General features: G+C 69.7%; 23 protein-coding genes and 1 pseudogene. 9 read left to right on the forward strand and 15 right to left on the reverse strand.

Features of this window, described 5'->3' with window-relative positions; all coding sequences use genetic code 11:
• The 3 genes from C1A33_RS36045 to C1A33_RS31690 all read left to right on the forward strand — a co-directional run.
• On the forward strand, positions 1-240 hold a 240-nt coding region (locus tag C1A33_RS36045), incomplete at its 5' end, for a hypothetical protein (RefSeq protein ID WP_207770589.1).
• A gap of 127 nt (positions 241-367) precedes the next feature.
• A complete protein-coding gene (locus C1A33_RS31685) occupies positions 368-1,750 on the forward strand; it encodes an alpha/beta hydrolase domain-containing protein (RefSeq protein WP_341477282.1) in 1,383 nt (460 codons plus the stop codon).
• A 635-nt stretch (positions 1,751-2,385) separates the two neighbouring features.
• Entirely contained in the window at positions 2,386-2,910 is a 525-nt protein-coding gene (locus C1A33_RS31690; protein ID WP_207770590.1) for a SpoIIE family protein phosphatase, read from the forward strand.
• Between the two features lie 133 nt (positions 2,911-3,043).
• Here C1A33_RS31690 and dmpI read toward each other — a convergent pair whose 3' ends face one another.
• From dmpI to C1A33_RS31710, 4 genes are all read right to left on the reverse strand, one after another.
• Positions 3,044-3,226, reverse strand: a complete 183-nt coding sequence (gene dmpI, locus C1A33_RS31695; RefSeq protein ID WP_101836068.1) for a 4-oxalocrotonate tautomerase DmpI — start codon at positions 3,224-3,226, stop codon at positions 3,044-3,046.
• Positions 3,227-3,350: 124 nt separating this feature from the next.
• The gene (locus C1A33_RS37195; RefSeq protein ID WP_101836070.1) at positions 3,351-4,247 is read right to left on the reverse strand and encodes a LysR family transcriptional regulator; all 897 of its coding nucleotides are present in this window, start codon (positions 4,245-4,247) and stop codon (positions 3,351-3,353) included.
• Between the two features lie 293 nt (positions 4,248-4,540).
• Complete coding sequence (locus tag C1A33_RS31705) at positions 4,541-5,596, reverse strand: YncE family protein (RefSeq protein WP_101836072.1); 1,056 nt, start codon at positions 5,594-5,596, stop codon at positions 4,541-4,543.
• A gap of 648 nt (positions 5,597-6,244) precedes the next feature.
• Positions 6,245-7,342: a beta-propeller fold lactonase family protein gene (locus C1A33_RS31710; RefSeq protein WP_133150900.1), complete on the reverse strand. Its 1,098-nt coding sequence runs from the start codon at positions 7,340-7,342 to the stop codon at positions 6,245-6,247.
• Positions 7,343-8,206: 864 nt separating this feature from the next.
• Between C1A33_RS31710 and C1A33_RS37205 the strand changes: the two genes are divergently transcribed.
• Entirely contained in the window at positions 8,207-8,539 is a 333-nt protein-coding gene (locus C1A33_RS37205; RefSeq protein WP_101836075.1) for a hypothetical protein, read from the forward strand.
• A gap of 364 nt (positions 8,540-8,903) precedes the next feature.
• Here the strand turns inward: C1A33_RS37205 and C1A33_RS31720 are convergent, their stop codons facing one another.
• Together C1A33_RS31720 and C1A33_RS31725 are read right to left on the reverse strand one after the other, a co-directional pair.
• The gene (locus C1A33_RS31720; RefSeq protein ID WP_101836077.1) at positions 8,904-9,689 is read right to left on the reverse strand and encodes an SDR family oxidoreductase; all 786 of its coding nucleotides are present in this window, start codon (positions 9,687-9,689) and stop codon (positions 8,904-8,906) included.
• Positions 9,686-10,075, reverse strand: a complete 390-nt coding sequence (locus C1A33_RS31725; RefSeq protein ID WP_165818674.1) for a nuclear transport factor 2 family protein — start codon at positions 10,073-10,075, stop codon at positions 9,686-9,688. The genes C1A33_RS31720 and C1A33_RS31725 overlap by 4 nt, the downstream gene beginning before the upstream one ends.
• A 154-nt stretch (positions 10,076-10,229) precedes the next feature.
• Here C1A33_RS31725 and C1A33_RS31730 point away from each other — a divergent pair, with 154 nt between their 5' ends.
• Positions 10,230-11,060: a MerR family transcriptional regulator gene (locus tag C1A33_RS31730; protein ID WP_101836099.1), complete on the forward strand. Its 831-nt coding sequence runs from the start codon at positions 10,230-10,232 to the stop codon at positions 11,058-11,060.
• On the opposite strand, the gene C1A33_RS38235 is transcribed toward C1A33_RS31730, so the two are convergent.
• The 3 genes from C1A33_RS38235 to C1A33_RS31745 form a co-directional block, all read right to left on the reverse strand.
• A complete protein-coding gene (locus C1A33_RS38235; protein WP_423748173.1) occupies positions 10,964-11,173 on the reverse strand; it encodes a J domain-containing protein in 210 nt (69 codons plus the stop codon). The two genes, C1A33_RS31730 and C1A33_RS38235, sit on opposite strands and share 97 nt — an antisense overlap.
• Positions 11,174-11,236: 63 nt before the next feature.
• Positions 11,237-13,579: a heavy metal translocating P-type ATPase gene (locus tag C1A33_RS31740; RefSeq protein WP_101836101.1), complete on the reverse strand. Its 2,343-nt coding sequence runs from the start codon at positions 13,577-13,579 to the stop codon at positions 11,237-11,239.
• An 11-nt stretch (positions 13,580-13,590) separates the two neighbouring features.
• Positions 13,591-14,577: a hypothetical protein gene (locus tag C1A33_RS31745; RefSeq protein ID WP_101836082.1), complete on the reverse strand. Its 987-nt coding sequence runs from the start codon at positions 14,575-14,577 to the stop codon at positions 13,591-13,593.
• 339 nt (positions 14,578-14,916) lie between these two features.
• Between C1A33_RS31745 and C1A33_RS31750 the strand changes: the two genes are divergently transcribed.
• Entirely contained in the window at positions 14,917-15,096 is a 180-nt protein-coding gene (locus tag C1A33_RS31750) for a hypothetical protein (protein WP_207770592.1), read from the forward strand.
• 53 nt (positions 15,097-15,149) lie between these two features.
• Here the strand turns inward: C1A33_RS31750 and C1A33_RS31755 are convergent, their stop codons facing one another.
• Positions 15,150-17,678: a heavy metal translocating P-type ATPase gene (locus C1A33_RS31755; RefSeq protein ID WP_341477283.1), complete on the reverse strand. Its 2,529-nt coding sequence runs from the start codon at positions 17,676-17,678 to the stop codon at positions 15,150-15,152.
• A gap of 115 nt (positions 17,679-17,793) precedes the next feature.
• A complete protein-coding gene (locus C1A33_RS38240) occupies positions 17,794-18,984 on the reverse strand; it encodes a helix-turn-helix domain-containing protein (RefSeq protein WP_423748174.1) in 1,191 nt (396 codons plus the stop codon).
• Positions 18,985-19,044: 60 nt separating this feature from the next.
• Between C1A33_RS38240 and C1A33_RS31765 the strand changes: the two genes are divergently transcribed.
• A complete protein-coding gene (locus tag C1A33_RS31765) occupies positions 19,045-19,662 on the forward strand; it encodes a hypothetical protein (protein ID WP_101836086.1) in 618 nt (205 codons plus the stop codon).
• Between the two features lie 251 nt (positions 19,663-19,913).
• On the opposite strand, the gene C1A33_RS31770 is transcribed toward C1A33_RS31765, so the two are convergent.
• From C1A33_RS31770 to C1A33_RS31790, 4 genes are all read right to left on the reverse strand, one after another.
• Entirely contained in the window at positions 19,914-20,384 is a 471-nt protein-coding gene (locus C1A33_RS31770) for a hypothetical protein (RefSeq protein ID WP_101836087.1), read from the reverse strand.
• A 7-nt stretch (positions 20,385-20,391) separates the two neighbouring features.
• Positions 20,392-21,036 carry a hypothetical protein gene (locus C1A33_RS31775; RefSeq protein ID WP_101836089.1) on the reverse strand — a complete coding sequence of 215 codons (645 nt, stop codon included), beginning with the start codon at positions 21,034-21,036 and terminating at the stop codon, positions 20,392-20,394.
• Between the two features lie 565 nt (positions 21,037-21,601).
• Complete coding sequence (locus tag C1A33_RS31785; RefSeq protein ID WP_101836090.1) at positions 21,602-21,838, reverse strand: beta propeller repeat protein; 237 nt, start codon at positions 21,836-21,838, stop codon at positions 21,602-21,604.
• Positions 21,839-22,060: 222 nt separating this feature from the next.
• Positions 22,061-23,944, reverse strand: a complete 1,884-nt coding sequence (locus tag C1A33_RS31790; protein ID WP_101836092.1) for an MFS transporter — start codon at positions 23,942-23,944, stop codon at positions 22,061-22,063.
• A gap of 534 nt (positions 23,945-24,478) precedes the next feature.
• Between C1A33_RS31790 and C1A33_RS31795 the strand changes: the two genes are divergently transcribed.
• Together C1A33_RS31795 and C1A33_RS31800 are read left to right on the forward strand one after the other, a co-directional pair.
• Positions 24,479-25,459 carry an aldo/keto reductase gene (locus C1A33_RS31795; protein WP_101836094.1) on the forward strand — a complete coding sequence of 327 codons (981 nt, stop codon included), beginning with the start codon at positions 24,479-24,481 and terminating at the stop codon, positions 25,457-25,459.
• Between the two features lie 126 nt (positions 25,460-25,585).
• Positions 25,586-26,118: pseudogene (locus tag C1A33_RS31800) on the forward strand (IS6 family transposase); the annotation flags it as partial.

Below are 26,118 nucleotides of genomic sequence, written 5' to 3' on the forward strand. Positions count from 1 at the left end.
TGTGCTGTCGAATCCCCGGCTGGTGAACAGTTCCATGGCGGCGGTCTCGATGGCCCTCCGCGTATCCAGAAGCTGACGATCCCGGAGCCGGCCGGGTGGGGAGGACCGGCCCGCGGCGACACCTGCGTGGCCTGGTTCCATGCGTTCACGGTAGCCGATCCGCGATCGCTCATCCTCAGGACGTCGAAGGGTGGTTCCCGCGCCCACGCGACCGGTTCGGACTCTCTGGCATCGGATTAATACTTTCCGTGGCCACGTCGGGCTGCTGTGGTCGGCGGCTCCCGGACTGGTTGACACGACACTCCGCCACCGTGATGCTGGTCACTGTCATGGTGGCAGTTCTGACATCTACGAGAGGGCGCCTCTGATGGCTGCGAGTGCACGTCTGATCGGGCCCGTTCACGGGGGGGCGCATGGCTGGCCCCTCGGCACCACGTTGGTCGATGTGAGCACCTACGGGTACGTGGAGGAGGAGTACTTCCTCGAAGGGGACGCGACCACGTACCGCCTCACCGACAGTGAGTTACGCACTGACGGTCGCTGGACGGCGGAGCCCAGTGGGAGCCTCCCGTTCAGGACACGGATGGTCGTTCGGCGCCCCGTCGACCCGGCGAAGTTCAACGGCACTGTCATCGTCTCGTGGAACAACGTCTCCGCGGGCACGGACGGGTTTCAGCTCGACACGCCGGAGATCTTCGAGGGTGGCTTCGCGGTGGCCGCCGTCTCAACCCAGGTGGTCAGCGTATACGGATTCGACACCGCCTCTCCCCAGGGTCTGGTGAGCTGGGACCCCGAACGTTATGGCTCCCTGTCGATTCCCTCCGACGACGCCTCCTACGGCATCTTCACCGCGGCGGCCCAACTCGTGGGACCGGGCCGCGACCTCGCGGCGAACGACCCGATGGGCGGGCTGGACGTCAGGCGACTGCTCGCGCACGGGGCGTCCCAGTCGGCGGCCCGGCTGCAGAGCTACTTCAACGCGATCCAACCGCTCACGAATCGTTTCGACGGATTCCTGTTCGACGTCCACTTCGGCTGGAGCGCACCCCTCGCGACCGAGCAGGCCGCACGGGAGACCGCTCTCCCGGATGTGGTGCACCGCTTCCAGTCGGTCACGAGACTGCGGGACGATCTGAGGGTTCCGGTGCTGGTGGTCAACTCCGAGACGGAAGCGCCCGCCTTCGCCGAGGCCCGTCAGCCGGATACCGACACCTTCCGCCTGTGGGAGGCGGCCGGAACCTCGCACGCGTCCACCCACACCATTCGGGTGGTCGCCGGAAAGTTCCAGCGGGACTGGGGTGTGAACCTGGCCGCGGTGGCAGGTCTCAACGGGCCATCCCCCAACACCGTGGACCTTCGCCCACTGCGCGATGCGTCTTTCTTCCACATGCAGCGTTGGCTGGCCGAGCGCATCCCACCTCCCGCGCAGCCCCGCATCGAGATCACCGGCGAACCCCCCACGATCGTTCGTGACGCTCATGGCATCGCCCGCGGTGGCATCCGTCTGCCCGCGGTCGCGGTACCGACCGCAAAGGTGACGGGAACCATCGGCTCCGCCAACCTGCTCGAGAACCTGGGCGGTTCCTCCGAACCGTTCTCCGCGGACACCCTGAAAGCTCTCTACCCCACCCGCGAGCTGTATCTGGAGAAGGTGGAGAAGGCCGTCTCAGCGGGTGTGGCCGCAGGTTTCATACTCCCCCGCGACGCGACAGCGATGATCCGCGAGGCCGAGTCCACCGCGCCACAGTAAGGCGGGAGCGAGCCCCCGTCCCGCCTCCGATACGAGGCCGGTCCGGCTCAGGCGAGACGCCGCGAGGTCGGGGCGCCGCTCGGTGTGCTCGGCATCGGCTCTCGTACGGGCGGGGCGTTCGGTGACCGTGACATCGACGGTGTCTCGGCGCTCGCGGCGCGTCGCGGCGAAGCCGATCGCCGGCCTCGACCTGAACACCGGAAAGCCGCTCTGAGGCGAACTCCGACAGGCTCCCCTGAGCGTGGATACACCGCCGCGCCCAGCGAGACAAGGGCCCAGTTGACCGGACGCATTTCCTTCATTTTTGGGCGTTCCTCCAAGCCGACGGACGTCAGTCGGGCGAGCCACCCAGGGCGGAACGGACCTTGGCGGTCGCCCTTTCGGCGGCCCGGGCCACCTTCCGGACGAACGGGTGCTTGGCCTCCCGCCGGCGGGCCGTGGGCGATGACACCCACGAGGACCGCGGCCCGGATGCGGGCGGTCCTTCGACGTGGCGCTCGCCGTGGCCGCGCGCTCGCGCCGACCCGGCTCATCCGAGACCGGGCCGGCCGGGCTCATGCGTGAACATCAGGGCATATGCTGCACTAGTCCGACAATGTGTCACCCGAAATACACAAGAAGCCTGCGGCGGAAAAGTGAAGCTACTCACTCTCATGGTCATCAGGAACTATCCCAAACCATATCAGCATCTGTTCGACCAGTTTCTCGGGATCCCGACGTTCTTGGCGCGCCGTGTTCTTTTCGGGCACCTTCTGGTCTTCGCGGCCAGGCTGCATTCCCTGATCGTAGTTCGTTGCGGAAGGCTTCGCGATATCACGGCGGCCGGAGGTTTGAGGAACTGGGACGCGGCGGGGAGCTCAGCTGCCTCGGGACGGCGTTCGCCCGTCTCCGGGGCACGCAGGCCAGCTGACCGCGTCCTGCTCTACACCGACGGCGTCATCGAAGCGCGCACCCCCGACGGAGAGTTCTTCACCACCGAGCGCCTGGCCGATTTCCTGCGGCGCCAGGACGCCAGCGGCCTACCCGTGCCCGAGACGCTGCGCCGACTGCGACTCGCGGTGCTCGCCCACCAGAGAAGGCAGCTCCAGGACGACGCCACGATCCTTCTCGTGGAATGGCGCAAGGGCAGCGAACAGAACATACTGCCCCAGATCATCTGATCGACGGCTGTGATGGCGAACCTGTAACATCGGGACATCCCCTACCTGCCAAGGACGCAGGCGCGGGTCGCCCGGACGGGCCTCTCGCGCGCCCGACGGACCGGGCCGGGCCGCCGGGCGCGCTGCCCCGGTCTCAGAGGTCGGCGGTGAGCTTGCCCGCGGCACCCCAGCTGTCCGCAGGCACTTCCTGGATCCAGACCTGGACGGTCTCGGCCGGGATCTGGTACGCGTCGACGAACGCGTCGGTGATGCGTTCCACCAGCTGACGCTTGAGTTCGACGGTGCGCGGGCTCTGCTGCACGGTCACGATCGGCATGAACGCTCTCCAGTCTGGAGGTGGTGAACAGGACGGCACCGGACAAGGCCGCGAGCCTTACCGGCAGCGTCCAGTCCATCTCCGCGCCGACCACGTGCCAAGTCGCACTTGAGCATGACAGCCATCAGGAGTCGTGATGGCTGGCCGCCGCCGCACAGGCGCCGAGCAGCAGGGGCAGCACCTGCGTCGGGGCGGCGGCGCGCACCCACAACGCCGTGGTCATTGACAGCGGACGACCACGGACCGGCCGGAAGGAGACCCTGCTGGCACGCAGCTGCCGCGCGTGCGCCGCATACAGCACGGTCCACAGCGGCGCGCCGGAACCGATGGTGGCGAGCGTGTCCTCAAGGGTGCCGGTGAGCGGGCTCGGCACCGGCTGGAACCCGGCGTCGTGGCAGGCCCGGATGACCAGGTCGACCAGGACGGGGTTGCGCCGGCGGGGTACCAGGCCCAGCGGGAGGTGCGCGAGATCCGCGAGCGCGACGTCGCTTCGCCTGCCGAGCTCATGCCGGGCGGGCAGCGCGACGACCAGCGGTTCCTGCCACACGGGGATGGCCCGGTGCGCGGGGCCGGTGGTGGTGCCACGCACGAAGGTCGCATCGAGCGTGCCGGCCGCGACCCGGTCCAGCCGCTGCTGCGTCGGCTCCCCTACCAGTTCCACCGCGAGGTGAGGGGCGCGGTGCCTGATCTGTTCGAGCACGATCTCCAGACGACCCCCCAGCCCCCTGCTCGTGCCCAGCCGCAGCGTTCCGGTGTACTCGTTGGCGAGCCGGGCGGCGACGGCCAGCGCGCGGTCCTCGGCGGCAAGGACGGCGCGCGCCTCGGGAAGAAGGACCTCACCGGCAGCGGTCAGACGCACATGCCGCGGAGAACGGTCGAACAGCTCGACCCCGAGCTCCCGCTCCAGACGCCGAACCTGCTGGCTGACGGCGGGCTGGCCGATGTTGAGCCGTGCGGCGGCATGTCCGAAGTGCTGTTCCTCCGCCACGGTGACGAAGTACCGCAGCTGACGCAGCTCCACGGGCAGGGACCTCCTCCTGGCCAGCGACGCCGCAGCGCGCCGCAGCGGTCCGGACCCACCAGCGCCGCCAGATTCTCCCCGTACGTTCGGGGCGAACGGGTGTGGTCGAAGTGTTCCACTGTTGGCGGCGCCGCTCTGTCGGCCGGCTGGGGCTGAAAGCAGGTGGGGGTGGAGCCACCCGGGCTCCACCCCCACCTGGTGAGCTCACCTGGCGAGAGTTGTCAGCGAGAGTTGTCAGCGAGAGTTGTCAGCGAGAGTTGTCAGCGAGAGTTGTCAGGTCGCCGCGTGCATGGTCAGGGCTGGAAGGCGACGTTGCCGGGGAACTCGCCGGCCTGGATCGTCCTGATCACCCGCTGGGTCGGAACGTGGAAGACCCGGATGTTGCCCGGGCCGGGGTGCCACTGGCCGGAAACCGCCCGGGCGGTGGCGTCGACACCGTCGTCGTTGACGGTGTTCGGACCGCCCTCGGTGACGTAGGCGCGCTGGCCGTCGGTGGAGAAGGTCACCGTGAGCGCCATGCCGCTGGTCGGCAGGACCTTGGCGGCGAAGGTGGTCAGGTTGATGACGCCGACGCCGCCGATGCCGAGGGTGACCCAGGCCTGCGTGCCGTCCGGGGTGACGGCGACGTACTCGGGCGCGCTTGTGGCGCCGAAGTCAACGGTGGCCAGGCGGGCCCTGGTGGCGAGGTTCGTGACGGTGACGGTGCCGTCGTAGTTGCCCGAGACCAGCAGTCTGCCGTTCGGAGTGATCGAGATCCACTCGGGCAGGTGCCCGGTGGCGAGCGAGTCCAGCCGGTTTCCCGCGGTGTCGTAGACGACGACGTCGTCGACGCCGGCAACGTACACCTTCTTGCCGTCGGGGCTCACGGTGACGGCGAAGGAGTCCTTCACCGGCCAGGAGCGCACGATGGTGTTGGTCGTGCTGTCGATGACGTAGAGGGTCGTATCCCGGCCCGTCTCGAACAGGCCCTGGTAGCCGGCCTCGTAGAGGTAGCGTCCGTCGGGGCTGGTCGCGCCGAGGACCGGGCCGTTGACGTTGATGGACGCGGTGATCTGCCGGGTGCAGGTATCCATCACCTGGACGGTGCCGGCACCCCAGTTGTCGACGTACACCGACCTGCCGTCGTGGGAGACGTAGCTGTTCGACGAGCCGTCGAACCCGGAGATCGTTCCGCTGATCTTCAGCTGGTTGAGGTCGACGGAGTAGAGGTGGCCGTCGAAACTGGTCGAGTACCCGGTCGCGGGGGGCGGGCACGGGGCCGCCGACGCGGTCCCGGTGAACGGTCCCGTGGCCACGCAGGCCAGGGCTAACGAGGCCGCGGCAAGCAGTCCCTTGTTGATCTTGAGCATCTTCGGTGATCCTCCGATCGTCTGCGCGCGACGGGCGACCTTGGCGGAGCCCTGGTCTCGGGCCGGCTCTGGGGGTCGCCGGTCGCCCGAAGAGCCGTCGGGTAGCTCTCGTGTCCGCGCTGCGTCAGTCGGAAGTGTGTTGAGGATGTCCTATATGGGGCAATAAATTGCTTTTCGACCGACACGCCACCTTCAGGGTGGCTAGCTGGGATATGCGTATCGGGTCGCACGGAAGTCGGGGGAGGTGTCGAGGGGGCCGGGGCGAGCGCGACGTACTGGCGGCTGTCCGTGCCGACCTCGGGACCGGCCTGCTCCCGGCCGTCGCGCCGTCGGAGGGCCGTTTGTCACGGGCGCAAGCGATGGCGTCCTCGGACGGAGCGGAAGTGCTGGCCCGAGGGTGGGGGGTCACGAACGTCGGTTGCGTCACGAATCGTTCGCGTCACGCGGAGTCGTCGGGTCGGCTCCGGTCGATCCGCGCATTCCAGGGCTGATCTGTGTCGACGGTGTCTGCCCTGCACGGTTGTATGGCTACCTGCCCTACAACGGTCCTGTCTCCAGCTCCGGTCACCGGCGGTGGTGGGGCGCCGCGCGGGCGTCCCACCACCGCCGGGTTGCGGTTGTCAGGGTGTGGCGGTCAGGGTGTGGCGGTCAGGGCTTGATGGCGACGACGCCGGGGAACTCGCCGGTGGTGATCGTGGCGAGCACCCTCTGGGTCGGGACGGAGAAGACGCGGACGTTGCCGGGGCCGGGGTGCCAGGTGCCGGACACCATCCGCTCGCTGGCCGCGATGCCGTCGGTGTTCACCGTGTTCGGGCCAGCCTCGGTGACGAAGGCCTTCTGACTGTCACGGGAGAAGCTCACCGTGAGGGCCATGCCGCTGGTCGGCAGGACCTTCGAGGTGTTGGTGGCCAGGTTGATCACGCCGACGCCACCGATGCCGAGGGTGACCCAGGCCTGTGTGCCGTCCGGGGTGATGGTGACGTACTCGGGCGCGCTCTTCTCGCCGTAGTTGATGGTCGCGACACGGGTGCCGGTGGCGAGCCGGGTGAGGGTCGCCGTCCCGTCGTAGTTGGAGGAGACCAGGGTCGTCCCGTCCGGAGTGATCGCCAGCCACTCGGGGAGGTAGCCGGTGGACAGCGTGCCGAGCTGGTGGCCGGCGGTGTCGAAGACGTAGACCTCGTTCACGCCGCCGACGTACAGCTTGCGGCCGTCCGGGCTGACGGTGACGGCGAACGCGTCCTTGACCGGCCAGGTGCGCACGATCGCGTTCGTCGTCGTGTCGATGACGTAGAGGGTGGTGTCCTGGCCCGTCTCGAACAGGCCCTGGTAACCGACCTCGTAGAGGTAACGACCATCCGGGCTCATCACACCCAGAACCCGACCATTGGTGTTGATGGTCGTCGTGACCTGCCTGGTACAGGCGTTCAGTACCTGGACGGCGCCGGCGCCCCAGTTGTCGATGTAGACAGACCTGCCGTCGCGGGACACGTAGCCGTTGGCCGCGCCGACGAAGCCGGGCACCGTTCCGGTGACCTTCAGCCGGTTGATGTCCAGCAGGTAGAGGTCGCCGCTGACCGTGGTGGAGTACCCGGTCGACGCCAGCGTGCTCGCCGGTGGGCAGCTGGTTGCGGTCTCCGCCGACGCCGATCCGGCGAGCAGTCCGGATGAGGTCCAGGTGAGGGCCAGTATGGCCGCCGCGGCAAACCGCCTGGTGAAGCTGCGCATGCTCAGTGTTTCTCCGATCATCTGCGCTGATGTGGCGCCGACCGACCGGGACAGGTCTCCGGGGATGAGGCCTTACCCGCCTCGCGGCGCAGTGCCCCCGGCGCGCCCGGGAGACGGATTCTCACGCTGCACGCACGGGGCAGAAACAATCCCGGAGGGCCACGTAGCGCTCAGTGTCGGGACTGCGTCAGGGAGAGTGTCACGGACATCCGTCTATCTGTCAATAAATAGGGACATTGTCGGCATCAGGGGGCCGAGCGGGCGGCGGCCATGGGGGCTGACCTGCGGAAATGGCGAGAAGGGTGATCGGGTGTGGTGGAGCTACCTCTCGGGCGGGTGCCACGGCCGCCGATCCGCGCGGATGGTTGGGCCAGTCCGGAGAAGTTTGTGGACGGACCATGGGTGATGTCGAGGTTGACGACCCGCGACTATTACCACCTGGTTGGGTTGGCGCAACCGGAGGCGTGTATCTGATGTTCCAGGTCATTAAATGACGTGAAACGCAGCAGAGCACCACCGGATGGTTCGTCGACGGTGCGTGCCAGGTGGCGGAGAAGCCGCCGTCGGCCCAGGTCACAGGCCCGAGCAGACTTCCGGCACCCCACAGTTGGCGTCGCCACGACTGGGCAGACTGGACATGTAGGTCGTACATCACGGGTGGTGGGGTTGGCCGATGTGTCCTGAACGCCTGTCTCCAGGTCGCGATCCGCCGGTGGCCTCGCGGATCGAGCTGCTCCACGAGTCGGAGCGGACCCGGGTGACTCGGCTGGTGTCCCCCGGTCAGAGCGTGATCCAGAAGGAGTTTCTGGGGCCGGGGGCTCAGCACCGGTTGCGGCATGAGAGAGAGAGAGATCCTCGAGCGGCTGTCCGGGGGTCGAGGGGGTCGTGCAGCTGGCGGCCGGGGTGCCCACCAGCCCTGCAGCGCTCCTCCTGGCCGATGTCGGCGGCACTGCGCTGGCCCGGCAGACCATTCCGCGCGATCCGACCGAACTGTTCGAGCTGGCCGAACTGCTCGCGCGGGCCGTGGCGGGGATACACCGCCGGGGAGTGATACATCGGGACATCAACCCGGCGAACATCGTGGTCGGCTCTGCCCAGCCCGACCCGTTTCTGATCGTGAAAACCCTGGTCGAAGTCGCCGACTCCGCGCTGTACCGGGCCAAAAGCGGCGGACGCAACCGCGTGGAGACGACGCATCCACACCCGACACCGCGATAGACGCTGCCAGTTACTGCCCGTGTCGGTCTCTCAACGTGGCGCGCAGCGAGTACTGCACCGGGACGGTTGACCGGCGAGGATCAGCCGCCATCGGCCGTCCTCCCCGAGCTGACCACCGGGGCGTTCGTCCGCGGCTTAGCCAGGCTGCCCGCCGGATCCGCTTACCCGGCAATTGCCAGGCGAGTGTCAAAGATCGTCGGGAACCCAGGCGACGTGTCGGTAGGCGTGATGCTGACTCACCGGGGTATTCGCCGAGCGAAATGTATCGGTGTGTCACCTCACGACCAGCCGGCCAGCGTCCCCTCCGCGACGGCCTGCCGATGCCTGTCACGAGACGGCAGGACGGCCGGCGGAACTGTCCCGCTCAGACCGTCGGGGTGGTTCCCCCGTCGATGACATACTCCGCGCCGTTGATGGACGCCGCCCGGTCGGAGACGAGGAAGGCGACCAGCTCGGCGACCTCGGCGGGCTGGGCCGGGCGGCCGATCGGGATGCCGCCCAAGGAGTCCATGAGCTGGCCGAGCGCGGCATCATGGTCGATGCCTGCGGCCTGCGCGAGCCGGTCGACGAGCGCCTCGGCGCTGGAGGTCCGGATGAAACCCGGCGCGACCGAGTTGACCCGTATCCCACGTGGGCCGACCTCGTTCGCGAGGCCCTTGCTGTAGGTGGTGAGCGCGGCCTTCGCTGCTGCATAGCCGAGCGTCGCGTCGTACAGCGGCATCCGACGCTGGATCGACGAGACGTGGACGACGGCGCCCCGACCTGCGTCGAGCATCGCGGGCAGTAGCGCCCGGTCGAGCCGGACGGCGGCGAGCAGGTTGAGATCCAGCTCCGCCTGCCAGTCGTCGTCGCTGAGCGCGGCGAAGCCGCCCGGCTTCGCGTGCGAGCCGCCAACGCAGTTGACCAGGATGTCCACCGCTCCTAGCCGTTTGCGCACCTCGTTGACAACTGCGTGTACCCCCTCCGGCATGGCGAGGTCGGCGATGACGATCCGGCTCGGGTCCTGATGCCCGCGGGGGACGGCGCGTGCCGTCGTGAGCACGGTGGCGCCGGCATCGGCGAGCCGCGCGACGATCGCGTCGCCGGCGCCCCGGGTCCCTCCGGTCACGAGCGCGCGCCTGCCGGCGAGCGAGTCGTCGATGACGGTCATCGCGGGTCCGTCTCGTCGAGGCTGATGATCATCCGGACGATCCGGTCTTCGCGGACCGTGAAGCGGAACGTGAGGATCAGCGGGTCCGGCAGCCCCGTCCGGTCGAACACGCCGTCGATCACCGCGCGCAGGACGATCTCCCCGTGGTGCTCGGACGCCGCGATGACCTTCATCGTCACCGACGCGCTGATGATCTCGCGGTCCAGCCAGCCGCCGATCTCCTCGGCACCCCGGAACTCGCGGCCGGCGTCGGTCACCGAACAGTCCGGCGCGAACGTCGCGAGGAGTGCGGCGCGGTCATGCGTGTTACTCGCCGCGACGTAACGCTCGACCGCGGCCGGCAGTGCCAGGCTGCCGGACGGCGCCACAGGAATGGGCGGGGCCACAGGTACCTCCTCGTACACCGCCAGCGGCGCCTCGACCGAGGCGCCCGTCCAGGCGCAGCGCCACCATCGGCCCTCCCCCCTGGGGAGGGTCAAACGGGCCCGGTCCTGTCTCACGACTTGCCCCTCCCCCCTGGGGAGAGTTCAGAGTGTGTTCATGCGCGCTGGCCTGACGATCGGCGAGTTCTCCCAGATCACCCACCTGAGTGTGAAGATGCTGCGCCGTTACCACGAGGTCGGGCTCCTGGAGCCCGACCGGGTCGACGAGTCGACCGGGTACCGCTACTACTCGACGGCTCAGGTGCCCAACGCGCAGGTCATCCACCGCTTCCGCGAACTCGACATGCCCGTCAGAGAGATCAAAGCGATCCTCGCGACCCCTGAACCCGAGGCCCGAAGCGCTCTGATCAGCGAGCACCTGCGGCGGCTCGAACGCCAGCTCGACACGACCCGCGCCGCGGTGACATCGCTGCGGCGGCTTCTCGGACCCGCGTCGCCGCCGCTCCAGGTGGAGCTACGAACATCGGCGGCCCAGTCGACGGCCGCGGTCCAGGCGATGGTGGACCAGGAGGAGATCCTGCGCTGGTACGACGGCGCGATGACCGAACTCGACGCGGCGTTGGCCGACGCCTGCCTCAGCCAGTCGGGCCCGCCCGGTGGGCTTTACGACAACGCCCTGTTCACCCACGAGCGGGGAAGCGCCACCGTCTACGTGCCAGTCACCGCAACCGCGCCGGCCATCGGGCGAGTACGGCCCTTCGTCGTACCGGCCGCCGAACTCGCCGTCACCGTGCATCACGGGCCGCACGACGACATCGACGTCACCTACGGCGCCCTCGGCACCTACGTCGCGGAGCACGCTCTCGCCGTCGCCGGCCCAGTCCGCGAAACCTACCTCGTCGGCCCACCCGACACCGCCGACGAGTCCGCCTGGCGCACCGAGATCGGCTGGCCGGTCTTCCGCACAGGCATCCGGGTGTCCGGGTGATGGCGGCGTATCAGCGTGCGGTAGGCGCGCGTGATCTGGCTGGCCGAGGCCGAGGGGTCGACCCCGAGCACCAGGTAGAAATCTTGGTCGGTGGTCATGCGCGCGTTTCTCATCTGACCCGATCGGAGGCCGGCCTGGGACCCCTTCCATGAACCACCGGCCGCGAGGCAGCGCCGTCATCGAACAACCTCAGCCGATGCCGTTTCAGCTTCTTCGCGGGACCGGGGTACGGGAGCCGCTGTCGTGGCTGGCGGGTCGTCGACCTGTGCGGCGAACCGCCGCAGCCGCAGGCTGTTGGCGACGACGAACACCGAGCTGAATGCCATGGACGCGCCCGCGATCATCGGGTTCAGCAGGCCCGCCGCGGCCAGGGGCAGCGCCGCGAGGTTGTAGGCGAACGCCCAGAACAGATTTCCCCTGATCGTCGCCAGGGTTCGGCGGGACAGCCGGATGGCGTCGACCGCGGTGCGTAGGTCGCCGCGTACCAGGGTGAGGTCGCTGGCTTCGATCGCGACGTCGGTGCCGGTGCCCATGGCCAGTCCGAGGTCGGCCTGCGCGAGCGCGGGGGCGTCGTTGACGCCGTCGCCTACCATCGCGACGACTCTGCCCTCGGTTTGCAGCCGCTTGACCACGTCGACCTTGTCGGCGGGCAGCACCTGCGCGATGACGGTGTCCGGGCTGGCTTCGATGCCGACTTCCGCGGCGACGGCGCGGGCCACCGTCGTGTTGTCGCCGGTAAGCAACACCGGAGTCAGCCCCAGCCGGCGTAGCTGGGCGACGGCTCGTGCCGAGGTCGGCTTCACGACGTCCGCGACGACGAGCACGGCGCGGGCTTGGCCGTCCCAGGCGACGGCGACGGCGGTGCGGCCACCCGCCTCGGCGGTGGCCTTGGCGGTGACGAGCTCTGGCGGCAGGGGCTGGCTCCAGTCCGCCAGGAGCGTTGAGCGCCCGACGAGTACGGCATGCCCGTCGACGACCCCGTGGACTCCGAGTCCTTCGACGTTGCTGAACTGTTCGACGTCGGGCAGGTCGCCGACCCGGTCGCGGGCCCCGCGCGCGATCGCGGCGGCGATCGGGTGCTCGGAGGCGTTCTCCAGTGCGCCGGCCAGGCGCAGCACCTCGGTTTCGTCGACGCCGGCGGCGACGTGGACCTCGACGAGGCTCATCTGGCCGGTCGTGACCGTGCCGGTCTTGTCGAGCACGATCGTGTCGACCCGGCGGGTGGACTCCAGTACCTCGGGGCCCTTGATCAGAATGCCGAGCTGTGCGCCCCGCCCCGTGCCGACCAGCAGCGCGGTAGGCGTGGCCAGCCCGAGTGCGCATGGGCAGGCGATGATCAGGACGGCGACCGCGGCGGTGAACGCCGCTGCCGCGCCGGCCCCCGCCCCGAGCCAGAACGCCAGGGTGGCGGCGGCCAGGGCGATGACGACCGGCACGAACACGCCGGAGATCCGGTCGGCGAGCCGCTGCGCGGCGGCCTTGCCGTTCTGGGCGTCCTCGACGAGCTTCGCCATCTGAGCCAGCTGTGTGTCGGCGCCGACCCGGGTGGCGCGCACGATCAACCGCCCACCGGCGTTCACCGTCGAGCCGGTCACCGCGTCGCCTGGTTCCACCTCGACCGGAACGGACTCGCCGGTCAGCATGGAGGCGTCGACGGCGGACGCGCCTTCTTCGACCGCGCCGTCGGTGGCTATCCGCTCGCCCGGCCGGACGACGAACCGGTCACCGACGGCTAGCTGGCCGATCGGGATCCGCGTCTCGGTACCGTCGCGCAGGACCGTGACGTCCTTGGCACCGAGTTCGAGCAGTGCCCGCAGCGCCGCGCCGGCCCGCCGCTTCGCGCGCGCCTCGAAGTAGCGGCCGGCGAGGATGAACGTGGTGACCCCGGCGGCGACCTCCAGGTAGATGTTGCCCGTCCCGTCGCCGCGAGCGATGGTCAGCTCGAACGGGTGCACCATCCCCGGCTCCCCGGCGGTGCCGAACTGCAACGCGTACAGCGACCACACGAAGGCGGCGCTGACACCGATCGAGATCAAGGTGTCCATCGTTGCCGCCCCATGCCGAAGATTGGTCCAGGCAGCCCGGTGGAACGGCCAGGCGGCCCAGGTCACGACGGGACTTGCGAGCGCAAGAGAGAACCACTGCCAGTTCGTGAACTGCAGCGCCGGGACCATCGCCATCGCGATCACCGGAACCGCCAGCACCGCGCTCGCCACCAGGCGCTGACGCAGCGGGCGGGTCGAGTCCGACTCGGTGTCGGGTTCGCCGGCCGCCGGTTCGGCCGCCTGGGGTCGGGGCAGTTCGGCGGTGTAGCCGGCCGCCTCGACCTGGGCCACCAGCACGGCTGGGTCGACGCCGCCCGGGGCGCTCACCCGGGCCTTCTCGGTGGCGTAGTTGACCGTGGCGGTGACGCCATCGATCTTGTTGAGCTTGCGCTCGATCCGGTTCGCGCAGGACGCGCAGGTCATCCCGCCGATCGCGAGTTCGATCTCGGTCACCGCGGCGTCGGACGCGTTCATCGTCGTGATACTCATGGCCGCCAGCCCTCCTCTCGCGATCCGTGACCGTGGTCGGTGTTGTCGTGCCCTGTCGGCGGCGGTGCGGCGGTGGCGTCCCGCACGGCCGGTCCGGTGGGCACGGTGAACTCGGCGGTGCGGACGATCCCGCCATGCTGGAAGTCCAGGAACAGCCAATAGCTGCCCGCGCTGGGCACCTCGGCGACGAACTGGACGTCCGGGCCGGGTGACGAGTGCTCGTCACCCGGCCCGCCCTCGGGGTGCACGTGCAGGTAGGCCAGGTCTCCCTCGCGCAGCGCGACCAGGTGACCATAGGCGCCGAGGTAGGGCTCCAGATCCGTCACCGGCCGCCCGTCCCGCCGGACCGTCACGGTGAGCGAAGTGGCCTGCCCGCCGGTCAGGTCGCCGGTGAGCGTCACCTCGTAGCCGTCCACCGTTGCGACGCGCGTCGGCGCGTGGATGACCGGCTCGAACAGGCCGGGGGCGGTCAGGTCGACCCCCAGCGTGGTAGCCGCTCCGCCTGTGGGGGTGAAGTCCGCGAACGCCCGATAGGAGCCGGCGGCGGGCACGGTGAGCGGGACCACCCACGTCCCCTCGGGCGTCATGTCCGGATGCACATGCTGGAACCCGGTGCCGTCGCGGCGCACCACGATCAGGTGCATCCGCTTGTCGTGTTCGACGTCGAACGCCGTGGCAGGAGCTCCGTTCGGCCCGAGAATCCGGAAGGCGAAGTCCTCGCGGAGCCCAGGCGTCAGGCGCGAGTCGGTGGGCGTGAAGGTGTAGCCGCCGGCACTCGACGCCAGCCCGCCCGGCTGGTCCGATGCCGCGGCCTGGGCGGTGCCGCCGTGGCCGTCATCGTGCCCAGCGTCCCTCGCCTCGGCCGTGCCGACGCCTGCGTCGACCGTGGTCACGGGGCCGACGGCCATACCGACGCCGTAAGCCCCGGCGACGACCAGGGCGAGCGCCGCGCCGAAAGCGGTCAGTCTTACAGCGGTGTTCATCCCGCACCTGCTCCTTCGGGTACCTGGGCCGTCGCCTCGTGCACTCCACGAGGCATGGGGCCAGATCGGGCTCGAGGACCTCGCCCACCTCTCCAGGTATACCCCAGGGGGGTACCCGTTGGGGAGTCGTGCGCCCGGTCGACCGGGCGCGGCAGGGCTCCGAGAAGTCGGGGCGCCGAGATGGAAGGCTCATGCAGACGAGACGCTGTCGCCGATTCCCTGACGCGGCGTTCGCGGTTTCGAACCCAGAGCAACGAAAATCACCCTAGGTCATCACTCGGAGCGGGATTCCGGACCTCAGTCGTTGTGAGGTGCGGTGCCCGGCGTCAGTGAAGGACGGTGAGACGCGACCTCGGAGGCCAGTGGGCGATGATCGCCAGCGGCGCCATCTCCACGCTCGCCGGGATCTCCTTCCTCCTGCAGGCCGCTACCTCTCACCCTTCGCTGCGCAACCTGGCCGGCTACGCCCTGCTCGGCGGCATCTTCTTCCTCGTTTCTGCGCTGCGCCTCGGACGGTGAAAAGCCGGCTGTGACGAGGGCGTCGTAGGTGGCGCGGTGGCGCCGGTGTTCAGTCATGGCACGGGGGGTGCGGTGGGCCCCGCTTCGGTGGCCGGTTGCGGGTCCGCCATGGTGGTCAACGAGCGGGGTAGCCGTAGCCCCTTGAGAAGGAGGGCGTTGACGGCGACGAGGAAGCTGGATCCGGACATCGACAGGGCCGCGATCTCGGGTCGCAGGACCAGGCCGGTGGCGGGTTCGAAGACGCCGGCGGCGATGGGCAGGGCGATGGCGTTGTAGCCGACGGCCCAGCCGAGGTTCTGGCGCATCTTGCGCAGGGTGCCGCGGCCGATCAGCAGGGCGGCGGGGACGTCGATCGGGTCAGAACGCATGAGGACGACGTCGGCGGTCTCGATCGCGACGTCGGTGCCGGCGCCGATCGCGATGCCGAGGTCGGCCTGGGCGAGGGCGGGGGCGTCGTTGACACCGTCGCCGACCATCGCGACCCGCCGGCCGGCGCGTTGCAGCTCCGCGACCCTGGCGGCCTTGTCTCCGGGCAGCACCTCGGCGATGACGGTCCTGATGCCAAGCTCCTGCGCGATCCGCGAGGCGGTGGCCTGGTTGTCGCCGCTGAGCATCACGACCTCGACGCCGGCCTCGAGCAGGGAGGCCACCGCCGCCGCCGAGGTGGGGCGCGGGGTGTCGGCGAGGCCGATCACGGCTGCCGGCCGCGTGTCGACCGCGACGAGCACGGCTGTCTGCCCGCCGGCCGCCAGCGCGGCGGCCCGCTCGGCGAGGTCGCCCAGCTCGACTCCTTCGGCCGCCATCAGCCGTGGGGTGCCGACGGCGACCCGGTGCCCGTCGACGGTCGCGACCGCGCCCTGCCCTGGAACGTTGACGAACCCATCCGCGGTGGCCGTAGGGCGGCCGCGGTCATCCGCATATCTGACCACCGCGGCGGCGAGCGGATGCTCGGACTCCCGCTCCACCGACGCGACCAGCCGCAACGTCTCGCCCTCGTCGACACCGTCCGCGACCAGAACGGCGGTCACGGCGGGTTCGCCTCTGGTCAGGGTGCCGGTCTTGTCCATGACGACCGTGGTGATCCGGGCGGAGGTCTCCAGCGCGCCCGCGTTCTTGAACAGGATCCCCCGCCGGGCGCCGAGGCCGGTGCCCACCATGATCGCGGTCGGGGTGGCCAGGCCGAGGGCGTCCGGGCAGGTGATGACGACGACCGTGATCGCGAACAGGATCGCCTCCCGCCCGGGCCGGTCGGTGGCCAACAGCCAGACCAGCAGCGTGGCGAGCCCACCGGCCAGCGCCACGAGCACCAGCCAGAAGGCGGCCAGGTCGGCCAGGCGCTGGCCCGGCGCCTTGCTGTTCTGCGCCTCCTGCACGAGCGCGACGATCTGCGCCAGGGCGGTGTCGGCGCCGACCTTGATGGCGCGTACCCGCAGTGTGCCGGTCGCGTTGAGGGTCGCCCCGATCACCTGCGTGTCGGGCTGCTTGTGGACGGGAAGGCTCTCGCCGGTGACCATCGACTCGTCGACGTCCGACTCGCCGGACTCGACCACGCCATCCACGGCGATCTTCCCACCCGGACGGACGAGCAACAGGTCGCCGACGACGACCTCGGAGGTCGAGATCTCGACGGTCGCCCCGTCCCGCACGACCAGCGCCTTCTCGGGCGCCAGCTCAAGCAGGGAACGGATCGCGTCGTTCGCGCCGCCACGAGCGCGCATCTCGAACCAGTGTCCCAGCAGCACGAACGCCGCCAGAACGCTGGCCGCCTCGTAGAAGACGTCCCCGCCGCCGGTCAACGTGACGACGGCCGAGTAGGCCCAGCCGGTGCCGATCGCGACCGCGACCGCGACCGCGACCGCGACCATCATGTCCAGCGTGCGGGCGCGCACCGCCCGCACCGCGCCATCGAAGAAGATCCACGACGCCCAGAACACCACCGGCAGGCTCAGCACCAGCTGGAACACGTCGTCACGTAGCCCGAACGGCGCCGCCACGTGAAACCCGAGCACGTCGCGCCCGATCGTCGACCACAGCAGGATCGGCACCGAGAACACCGCCGCGACCAGGAACCGGTTGCGCATGTCGGCGACCATCGCCGCCATCGACATCCCACCGTGCCCGCCGTGGCCGCCGTGGCCCATCGCCTCATGCGGCGACGCGACCCGCTCCCCCCGCTGCGCGTGCCCACCGTGCGCCGTGGCCATCTCGACCCCGGCCTGGCCGCCGGCGTGCCTGAGGTTGTCCTCATGGCGGTCCGGCGCCGCCGGATGCTGCTCCCGTGGCCTGGGCTCGGCCAGCGGGTCGCAGACGTGGCGCGGCACCGACTGTCCCGCGCAGTGGTACCCGCAGTCACGGACCCAGCTGGCGAGCTCCGACGCCGACGTCAGCCTCGGGTCGAACCGCACGAGCACGGTCTGCGCCGTCGGGTTCGCCGCGACCTCGACGACACCCGGCCGCCGACCGAGCACGGCCTCCACCCGGGCCTGTTCGGTGGCCCACCGCATCCCGGCGACCTCCAGCACGGCACACGTGACGGCGGGCGGGGCGGGGACGACACTGAATCGCCCCGCGCGCTGATCCACTGACCCACGGGCCGCACCGCGACGGAGCCGCCAGCTCGGGGGCTGGCGGCTTCGTCGCGCCATGCACGGCTATGTCCATGCTGGTCGGGCGCGGCGAACGCTCGCTCCAATCCGGCTACTGGGCGCCGCAGATTTCCCGGACAAACTCGAGTTTCTCCTGGAGTACGTAGCCTGCCGGTCCTCCGACGCCGAGAGTCCCGTAGTAGCGATACCGCACCTCCGGGACAGACGCATCGAAGGACCGGTAGAAATCCTGGCCCTCCGCCGCAGTCGCGAATGGCATCTTCTTCTCGTTTACCATGTCCGCGTGCCGGGTCACTCGATACTGCCAGACGGAGCAGGCCGGTCGCGCCGGGACAGCCGCCGATCCTGCTCCCCAGGTCGCGGTCGGACTCGGCGTTCCCGGTACCGTCCCGCCTGTAGCGACGGTCGGCCTGGCTTCGGCCTTCGGGGCATTTCCGGTGAGGTAGCCGGCAAGAACCAGGCCTCCGACCCCGAGGACACAGACCGCAGAACCCAGAAGCCAGCGCGGCCACCGCATTGGCCCACCGCGATTACTCGGTGGCTCCTCAGCGCCCCTCGTCGCCCCAGGCCGTCCCACGTCGGCGCCCGCTGCCTTCCCACCCGGAAGGTCCGGCGCCAGCACTTCAACGCCAGTATCCATCAGTGTCGCAGGCGCAGGCGCGGGCGCAGTCACAGTCGCGTCGCTCTCGCCGAGCGGGTCTCCGGCGTCGACCGGACGGCCGTCCTCGGCCGAAGGGCTCCCTGCCGAGAACACCTCGATGCCGGCCGCGCATGCCTGTTGCCACAGCCGCCGTATCCGAGCTCGTTCCTCCGGCACTACCTGCCCGAGATCGAATATTTTGTCGAGCTGCTGCGACGAGATCTTCGCCCTTCCGCCGAGATACCGATTCGCCTGCGCTGGACTGACATGCAGCCGGCCGGCGAGCTGCCGCTGGGTCATCCCGGTCGAGCCGACGATCCGGCGGACCTCCGTCACGAACGACTGGACCGACACAGGCAGGTCCGGCGGAAGTTCCCGAGTCGCCCCCCGACGTCCACTCAACGTTTCAGCCGTCCCTTCTTTTGTCTCTTTCCGCAGGTCAGAGGCCTGGGATAAGCGCGATCGTTTCGTCTTGACTGAGCGCCCTTGCGAACGCGAGGTGCCGTGCCAACGATGGTCCCAGGTCGAGGTACCGAGCCTTCGAGGGGCTCCGGCGGGGGGCCTCAGCGCACCCGAAGAGGGTTGTCCGACAGGCCGCCCGCCCGTAGCCGCTATCCTCCGCCTGCCTGCACGGCCAGCCACTCACTCGCTGGAACAAGAACCAGGAGAACGATGATTCGTCGATGGTTGACGCTGCTATTCATGACCGCCATCGCGATTGCGCTGGGAGTCGCATCTGATGCGGTACCGGCAATCGCCGGAAACGGATCCGTCGACTACACGCACTCGACCACCCTGAAGAAGGACAGCTGCCCGGTCTACGAGAACTTCCCGAAGAACGGAGTTCCAGCAAGGTCCTGGACCAAGGCGCGACGCTCGCCAAACGGAACGACATATCACGTCGGCGTGCGCTATACCTACAAGGGCTACGCACTAATTCTCGACTACGCCGCACACGGCGATCCGTCCTGGGGATTCATCAGCCGGGACTGCCTGCGCGATCCACGCGCCTACGACGCACAGCAGCACCCCCTCCCCGACCTCAAGGCGATCGGCGGGAAAAGCCAGACCAAGGCGGTACCAGTCAGTGCCGACCACGCGGGCAAGAAGAAAGGAGCACTCATCCACCCCACCTCGGTCGGAACTCTGCGCAGCGCTCCCCGCTCCTTCGTGATCGGAAACGTGCGGCCCGGCGACCCCTTCTACATCACCACGGCCCACTGCGGGCACCACACCGCTCAGACGTGGATCCTTGGGTACGCACCGAAGTCCGGCCGCTGGGGATATGTCGAGGCGCTCCACCTGCCCGCCTGCCAATAGCCTGACAGCGCGGCCATGAACAGCGCCTGGCAGAGCCCACCGAGCCGCGGGCCGCGCACAAGCACAGGAGGGGGTGTCCGACGCGTCGGACACCCCCTCCCCATAGCCACCGCCATCCTCCCGCGCACATCCCACTCGGCCCGCTCTGACCACCGCGACCCACCGCAGCCAGACCGCACTCACGCGCCCACCAGATCAGCCAGGCGCGCGGCTAACCGAACAGAGTGTGATCGCGAAGACCCGTACGCGGCCTAGAATCCACAGATCATCATGACAGCCCCACAGTACGTGGCCTGTGTGATCTTCCAGCCCGACGGGGTACGGACCGCCTCACCGCCGAAGATCCTCGTGGTCCCGGATGGCCCGGCCGGAGATATCCCCAGCCGGGGATCATTGAAGGTCAGGGACACCTGGATGTCGACGCGGTCGGCGGCTCGGGGCGCGGTGGCGAGAAGCCCGACCGTCGCCGTTCTCGCGAAGCCCGGGTGGGCGGTGGCGAACGACGTCCTGGCCGCGACGAGGGCGGACGTGTCGGTGGCGTCGACGGCGCTGACGGCCTCAGCCGCGGGAACACCGGCCCGCAGCGCCCGGCTCGCCGCGGCCTGGATCGCCGCGTCGAGATCCGGGGTCGCTGGCGGCGGCGCGCTGGCGACGACCAGCGCGTCGGCGACCTGGCGGACCTCATCGAACGTGATCGGCGTACCACCGTCCACGGCGAGCACCAGGCCGTCACGCTCGATCCAGGTGAAGCCGAACTCCCTCTTGGCGGCATTGCCTCGCTGGAGGGCCGGATTGACCGCGCACGGTCGTACGGAAGTAGGAGTCGACGCTGGAGCCACTGGCGCGGACACGCTCCGCCATGTCGTCGAAAGTCCCGGTCGACCCCCACTCGGCGCGCACGGACACGAATCCGACCGGCCCGTCAATCGTCGAGAAGTCGGCCCGGTACGAACGGATGCCGGCCCGACTATCCCGTATGTCGGTTCCGGTGCCTACCGAGGTGCCCCTGGGCGTCAGCCCGCTGGGCAGCCACGGGATGGTGACGCCACCGATCACCGGTCCGGATACGTCCGGAGCCGAGGTCAGCGGCACGGCGATGGGCACGCCGGCGGGACGGGCAGAGGCCGGCGCCGATCTCGCCCCGGCGGTCGCGACGCCGTCGCCGCCGCCGGGGCGCAGGAGCAGGCCCGCTGGGACCAGAAGGGCCAGGATCATGAGGGTGGCCGCACCGGTGGTGAACCGGGCGCGCCGCCGTCGCCGGACACGCTCGCGGGTGGCGTCGGCCAGCCCGCTTCCGGCGGTGATTCCAGCAGTGATCGCGCGCAGTTCGTGGGCGACGGCCTGTTCAAAGGGTGAGGTGGGGGGCATCGTCACCGGATGCTCCTGGTCTCGGGCGCCGGGCGATCGTCGCCGACGGCGGTCGCCCGGCTGTGGGAGGGGGTCGCGGCTCCGTCGCAAGCCGAGCGGCTGCCGTCGGTGTCGGCCGTGGCGCTGCTCGGTCGCAGAGACAGATGGATGCTCTCCCGCAGCCGGGCGAGGCCGCGCGACGCGTGGCTCTTCACCGAGCCGACCGAGCAGCCGAGTGCCGCAACCCTGGCTACCTTCCCGCTCAGGCACTCTCGCCTCCGATCCGTCGACGGCGCACGAGGGGCGCCGTTCCCGTTCGGCGTCCTGAACGCCCACGGAGTCCCGCGAGGTTGAGTCCCGGACGAAACCGGCTCGGCTCGTGCCTGAATCGGGCATCCCAGGGCACATCATTCCTACGTCATGGCTACGAGCCGCAGGCTGCAGCGAGTAGTCGAAGGCCGTCGCGGCGGGCGGGCGTCCGTACCTGCCGTGCCCCGGTCGGATACCGGTCGACGTCAGGCGAATAGGGCCGAGGCGGTGTGAAGCCCGCCCAGACGGCCAGTCCCAACGCCACCGGGGCTGGCCCGCCGATCTATCGGATGGACCGGGACCGTCCGCTGCTCGGTCCGCCGCAGCTCCTCGCCGAGTGGTCGTCGGGGTCGATCGGTAGCTCTCGGAAGGTGTGCCCTCCATCGTCGGAGCGCAGCAGGGCCCCGACCTCGACGCTCACGAACAGCGAACCCGGGTCGTCGATGCGGATGTCCTTGACGTGGGGAAGGTGCGGCGGCGCCGGGAAGAACCACCGCGGCGCGGTCGGCATCTTGGTCATGGCCAGGCACTCCCTCCACGCGGCGGTGAGTTAGGTACTACACCCCAATCAAGATCGATTTTTCTCTCACCTGCGAAAAGGCTTGGAAGAGACCAAGATCGATGGAAACTCGGGCTAGGGGAAGCGCGCGTAGGGGATGGCGGCAGCTTCGCGTGGCGTCATGCATCAGGCGCGGCCACGCCAGTCGGCATGGCCGCGCCTGAGATTGGGGGAGCCTGTTGCTCAGGGTCGGGCGGAGCTCCGTCCGGCGCTGAGCGCGGCCGCGTCTGGCTCCGCTGGCGCGGGGATGGCGGGGATCGGTACCGCCGCGGTGCCGGTGCCGGTGCCGGTGCCGGTGTCCGCCGCGGAGCCCGTGCCGGTGACGGTGGCGGTCAGGGGTGCGCCGGTGGTCAGCGGGGCGGCGGTGTGGATGTACCGGGTGCCGCGCAGCAGGGAGGCAAGGGCCGCGACCAGCGACATGACGATCGCCAGGGTGAACACGATGACCAGGCCGTGGTGGAACGGCGAGGCGATGAGGTGCGGGAAGTACTCCTTGCCGGTGAGCTCCTGGGCGTCCGCCGGGGGCAGGCTGCGCAGCGTGTCGTCGCCGAGGAGGTTGTGCATCGGGTTGTAGCCGAGGAACGCGGCGAACAGGCTGCCGACCGGCGGCAGGTTCGCCACCCGCTCGACGACGTCGGCCGGCACGTGGTGGGCGGCGAGCCCGCTGCGCAGCGAGGACGGCAGCGTGGAGGCCAGGCCCGCGACCATCATCGAGAAGAACAGGCCGATCGAGAGGACCTGGCCGGAGTTCATGAACGTCGCGCGCATCCCGGACGCCCCGCCGCGGCTGTGGGCGGGAACGGCGTTCATCATGGCCGTCGTGTTCGGCGCCGAGAACAGGCCCATGCCGGCGCCGTTGAGCAGGAGCAGGGCCGCGAAGACCGGGTAGCTGAAGTTCGTCGGCAGCAGGAGCAGCCCGAGGAAGGTCACGGCGACCAGCGTCAGGCCGCCGGTGGCGAACGCGCGGGCACCGAACCGGTCGGACAGGAAGCCGGACACCGGGCCCGCCACGAGAAACCCGACGGTGAGCGGCAGCAGGTAGATGCCGGCCCACAGCGGCGTGTCGACGAAGTCGTAGCCGTGCAGGGGCAGCCAGATGCCCTGCAGCCAGATGATCAGCATGAACTGCATGCCGCCGCGGGCGATGGACGACAGCAGCACCGCGGCGTTCCCGGCGGTGAACGCCCGGATCCGGAACAGCGCCAGGTCGAACATCGGCTGCGCGACCCGGCGCTCGATCTGCAGGAAGGCGACGAGCACGGCCGCACCGCCGATGAGCGCGGCGAGGACCTTCGGGTTCGTCCAGCCCATGTCGTGCCCGCCGTAGGGCTGGATGCCGTACGTGACGCCGGCCAGCAGCACGGTCAGGCCCAGCGCGAACGTGACGTTGCCCCACCAGTCGATGCGCGCCTTCACCCGCCGCCCGGTGTCCCGCAGGCTGCGGTACGACCACACCGTCCCGATCACGCCGATCGGGATGCTCACCCAGAACACGGCCCGCCAGTCCCACTCGGAGAGCAGCCCGCCGGCGACGAGCCCGATGAACGAACCGGCGAGCGCGGCCACCTGGTTGATGCCCAGCGCCATGCCGCGCTGGCGGGCGGGGAAGGCGTCGGTGAGGATCGCCGTCGAGTTCGCCATCAGCATCGCGCCGCCGATGCCCTCCACGACCCGGAAGCCGATCAGCCACAGCGCCCCCGCCTGCCCCTGCAGCGGCGTGGCCGTGAGGCCGATGGCGGAGACGGTGAACACCGCGAAGCCCGCGTTGTAGATGCGGACCCGGCCGAACATGTCGCCGAGCCGGCCCAGCGTCACCACCAGCACGGCGGAGACCAGCATGTACCCCATCAGGATCCACAGCAGATAGCTGACGTTGCCCGGGGTGAGGGGATCGAGATGGATGCCGCGGAAGATCGCCGGCAGTGAGATGATGACGATGGAGCTGTTCACGGTGGCCAGCAGCACGCCGATGGTCGTGTTGGACAGGGCGACCCAGCGGTAGTTCGAGCTGTTCTCCCCGTCCGATCGGCGCGCCGCGTCAGTCGGACATCCCGCGGTGGTGGGCATTCCGGCGTGCTCCCTCCCAGGTTCTGGCGCAGGCGGACGCCACCGAACAGGGCATGCCGCCGCACAGGGCCGCCCGGGGCGCCGTGTGGGCCACGCGCCTGTCTGCGGTCGCGCGACCGAGCGGGTCCCCAAGCCCGAGGCCGGTGGTCTGGTGCTGGCCGCCGGCGTGTCCTGGCCGGGCGCGCGGTGGGTTCCGCCAGAAATTTACTTGTACTATGTTAACAAAATTTTCCATGTCTGCCATCCCCCCAGGCCGGACGTGTCCCATCGCACGCCCGCGGACGTCGGCCGGGAGTTCGCCGTCGCTGGGAGGCGGCCGAGCGCATGGCGGCCGGAGAGGTGGCGGCCGGGGGAGGGCCTCCGTTTCCGCGCGATTGTGTCCTGGATCCGTCCGGTGGCCTTGCGAGGGAGTGGTCAGGTCCGATCGAATCGGACGGAGACGATCCGTGCGCCAGGCCGGCGGCGAGCCGGACCCCACGCCGCACGGACTCGGCGCGGCACGGGCGAACGTCCTACGACCATGGAGGTGCCACAGTGCGTTACGTGAAACTCGGCTCGACGGGACTGGATGTCTCGAAGATCTGCCTGGGCTGCATGAGCTACGGCGCCCCGGCCCGAGGCAAGCACGAGTGGTCGCTCGGCGAGGACGAGGCACGGCCGTTCTTCCGCCGGGCGATCGAGGCGGGCGTGAACTTCTTCGACACGGCGAACGTCTACTCGCACGGCAGCAGCGAGGAGATCACCGGCCGGGCGCTGGTGGAGTTCGCCGACCGCGACGAGATCGTCCTCGCGACCAAGGTGCACGGGCCGATGCGCCCCGGCCCGAACGGTGGCGGCCTGTCCCGCAAGGCGATCCTGTCGGCGATCGACGCGAGCCTGCGCCGGCTCGGTACCGACTACGTCGACCTCTACCAGATCCACCGGTGGGATCCGCACACGCCGATCGAGGAGACCCTCGAGGCGCTGCACGACGTCGTCCGTGCCGGCAAGGCCCGCTACATCGGTGCCTCGTCGATGCACGCCTGGCAGTTCGCCAAGGCGCTCTACGTCGCCGACGCGCACGGCTGGACCCGGTTCGCGTCCATGCAGCCCCACTACAACCTGATCTACCGCGAGGAGGAGCGGGAGATGCTCCCGCTGTGCGCGGACCAGGGCATCGGGGTGATCCCGTGGAGCCCGCTGGCCCGCGGCCGCCTCACCCGCCCCTGGGACGAGACGACCGCCCGCAGCGAGACCGACGAGTTCGGCAGCAACCTCTACCTCGACTCCGACCGCCAGATCGTCTCCGAGGTCGTTCGCGTCGCCGCCGAGCGCGGTGCCCCGCCCGCCCAGGTCGCGCTCGCCTGGGTGCTGCGCAACCCGACCGTGACCGCACCCATCATTGGCGCGACTCGGATGAGCCACCTCGAGGACGCCCTCGCCGCCGTCGACCTCACCCTCACCGACGACCTCACCGACGACGAGGTCGCGGCCCTGGAGAAGCCCTACACCGCCCGTCCCGTCTCCGGCTTCTAGCCCGAGTTTCCATACCGGCGGGTAACTTATGCTCTCTCGGTCGTGATCGTACATCGGGGTCCCGCGGGCTCTGTTGCATCGGCGGAGTCCGCTGTCCCGCCGCCGTCGATCGGTCATGATCGAGTGATGCGTCGACGTCGTGTCTATCCACCGGTTCCGGCGTCGGAGTTCGCGGGGTTCCGGTTCCCGCCCGAGGTGATCGTCCTGGCGGTGCGGTGGTACCTGCGGTTCGCGCTGTCCTACCGGGATGTCGAGGAGCTGCTCGCTGAACGCGGCCTCGAGGTTGATCACGTCACGATCTACCGGTGGGTGCAGCGCTTCACACCCCTGCTGGCCGAGGCGGCCCGGCCGTGTCGTCACCGGTCTGGCGACAGGTGGTTCGTCGATGAGACGTATGTCAAGGTCTCCGGCCGGTGGACGTACCTGTACCGTGCGGTCGACCAGCATGGCCAGGTCATCGACGTCCTGGCCAGCGAACGACGCGACCAGCCCGCCGCCCGGCGCTTCACCGGATCGAAACCGACCACGGCCGGTTGAAAGCACGGCTCCGGCCGATGCGCGGACTGAAACGCCTCCACTCTGTCCAAACCATCAGCGCCGGACTCGGCCGGGTAACGGGGGCGCATTGCTGCGTCCCCGTCCCCTCAGAACCGTGCGTG

This window comes from Frankia canadensis (assembly GCF_900197875.1).
In the GTDB taxonomy this organism is placed as follows: domain Bacteria; phylum Actinomycetota; class Actinomycetes; order Frankiales; family Frankiaceae; genus Frankia; species Frankia canadensis.